Consider the following 2679-nt stretch of genomic DNA (forward strand, 5'->3'; position numbering starts at 1 on the left):
GTCAGGCGGTGCAGATGCCGCGCGCCCAGTCGACGGTCGCGGCGCTCTGCGAGTACTGCCACTGCGGCGCCAGCACCTCGGCGTCCAGCCGGCCGGCGGCCGCGCGGTCCTCGACGATGTAGCCGAAGTCCTGCAGCCAGGCCGGGTAGAGGTTCTTCGAACCGGTGTAGAACGCCTGCCCGTCCACCGAGACCACCTTGTGGTGCAGCGCGTACGGGTGTCCGTCGGCCCAGGTGGCGGTCGGCGCGGCGCGGAAGGACGCGAGCTGCAGGTTGCCGCAGAGCGCGGCCCGGCCCTCGGCCTGGCCGCCCGTCAGCTTCACCAGACGGCCCTTCAGCACGTCGCTGATCTCGGCCAGCGACTTGATCTGCGAGTAGCCGCCGCTGCCGACCGCGCCGCGGTTGGCCGGGTCGCTGACCACGATCCGCACCTTGACGCCGGCGGCCAGCTTGGCGGCCAGCACGTCGTAGAGCCGCTGGTCGTAGCGGGGCAGCGGCGGGCAGGTGGCGTTGAGGTCCTGCTGGGAGATCTCGACGTGGTCGGTGGCGCTGGCGACCAGGGCGCGCAGCGCGTTCTCCTCGGGGTTGACCGTCTCGTAGTCCCGGTCGTCGTTGGTGTGGTCGGGCAGGCCGACGCCGCAGCGGGTGGCGGCGGAGCCGGGCAGCTGCGGACGGTAGCCGGACGCCGGGTCGGCGGTGCGCACGCCGACGCCGAGGCCGCCGACGGCGATCACCGGGACGCCGCCCGCCTGCGGGGCGGCGGGCGTCTCCAGGGTGCGCACGCAGCCGGCACCGGAGGAGGCCGCGAACCAGACGTTCTGGCTCAGGCCGCCGGTGTTGTCGCAGGTCCAGGACCACAGGGTGTCCAGGTAGCGGGCGGCGGAGCCGGCCGCGGGCCCGGTCAGCTCGACGTCGGCGTCGGTGACCGGGTGGGCGGTGTCGAGGTAGTCGTCCTTCCAGCCGTTGATGCCGCCGACGATCGCGGTGGCGCCGTCCACGACCAGGATCTTGGAGTGGTTCCAGGACAGGCCGGTGCGGGAGGTGGTGGCGGAGGCGACGGTGAGGGTGACGTTCGCCGCGGCCGGGCCGAGCCGGGCGACCAGCTCGTCGCGGTAGGCGGCGGGCCGCACGTTGAGGTGGTAGACGGGGGCCGCGCCGACCAGGATGCGCACGGTGAGGTGCCGGCCGTCGGCGGTGGCCTGCTTCAGGCCGGCCACCAGGGCGTCCTCGAATCCGCCGTTCGGGAAGGGCGCGAGCGAGGAGACGTCCACGGTGCGGGTCGCGGCGGCGACCGCCGCGGTGGTGCGGGCGAGCAACCGGTCGCTGCCGGTGCGGGTGCGGCAGGCCGGGTCGCCCCAGCAGCCGGGGGTCTGCAGCACGCCGTCGAAGCGGTTGCCGTCGGTGCGCTGCCAGACCGGGCCCTCCAGGCCCGGCGAGACCTCGCGGAGGGTCTGCTCGACGGCGTCGAGGTGCGGGGTGGCGGGCCCGGCGGCGTAGGCCGGGGCGGCGGCGGGCAGCACGCCGAGGACGGCGGCGAGGACGAGCAGGGGGCGGGTGACGCGGCCGGTGCGGCGCGGTCGGCGGTCGGGCACGGAGAGGGTCCTTTGGCAGATCACCAACAATCTACCTGATGGTAACTTGACGGCCTGCCAGATGATCAAATCGGGGCCGCCGCGGCCGCAGCGCTCCCCCGCCACGGCCGCACCGCTCCCCCGCCGCACCGCAACCACTCCCCCGCCGGGTCGGCCCCGTCCCCTCCGGTCAGCCGCGGCCGCCGATGTGCAGCCCGGCCGGCCGCGCGTCCTCCTGGACCAGCAGGCCCGCCTGGTCCGTGGTGAGCGGCCGCGCGAACAGGTAGCCCTGGCCGAGCGGGCAGCCCATCGCGGCCAGCAGGTCGCGCTGGACGGTGTTCTCGATCCCCTCCGCGATGACCTGCACGCCCAGCGTGTCCGCGATCCGCGCGATGCCCTCGACCAGCGCGTACTGCTGCTGGGAGTGGCCGAGCCCGTCGATGAAGGACTTGTCGATCTTCAGGATGGAGATCGGGAACTCCCGCAGGTAGCTCAGCGAGGAGTAGCCGGTGCCGAAGTCGTCGATGGCGATCTGCACCCCGAGGTCGCCCAGCATCTGCATGTCGGTGCGGACCCGCTCGTCGCGGCGCATCAGCACCGTCTCGGTGAGCTCCAGCACCAGCGTGGACGGCTCGATGCCGCTCTGGTCGAGGGCCCGGCGGACGGTGTCCACGAAGCCCGCGTCGCGGAACTGCCGGCCGGAGACGTTCACGCTCACCCGCAGCGGGCCGCGGCCGCCGGCCGCCCGCTCCTCCCGGGTCTGCCGCTGCCAGCGGGCCGCCTCGGCGACCGCCCGCTCCAGCACCCAGGCGCCGAGCGGCACGATCTGGCCGCTCTCCTCGGCGAGCGAGATGAACTCCTCCGGCAGCACCATGCCGCGCCGCTCGTGCGGCCAGCGCACCAGCGCCTCGAAGCCCACCAGGCCGCCCGAGGTCAGGTCGACGATCGGCTGGTAGTACAGCGCGAAGGCCGCCTCGGCGATCGCCTCGTCCAGGCTCTCGTTGAGCTCGTGCCGCTCGACCAGGCCGGCCTGCAGCGCGGGCCGGTAGTGGCACCACTGCCGCTTGCCGGCCGCCTTCGCCGAGTACAGCGCGAGGTCGGCGTGGGTG

The 2679-nt window shown here is 74.3% G+C and carries 2 protein-coding genes; both read right to left on the reverse strand.

What is annotated here, in order from left to right; all coding sequences use genetic code 11:
- Position 1: 1 nt before the first annotated feature.
- Complete coding sequence (locus ABZ641_RS32240; RefSeq protein ID WP_359987579.1) at positions 2–1696, reverse strand: phospholipase; 1695 nt, start codon at positions 1694–1696, stop codon at positions 2–4.
- 64 nt (positions 1697–1760) lie between these two features.
- Positions 1761–2679 (reverse strand): EAL domain-containing protein (locus ABZ641_RS32245; RefSeq protein ID WP_359987582.1); only part of this gene is annotated, 919 nt, incomplete at its 5' end.

The sequence above is a fragment of the Kitasatospora sp. NPDC007106 genome, from assembly GCF_040634455.1.
Taxonomy (GTDB): Bacteria; Actinomycetota; Actinomycetes; order Streptomycetales; family Streptomycetaceae; genus Kitasatospora; species Kitasatospora arboriphila.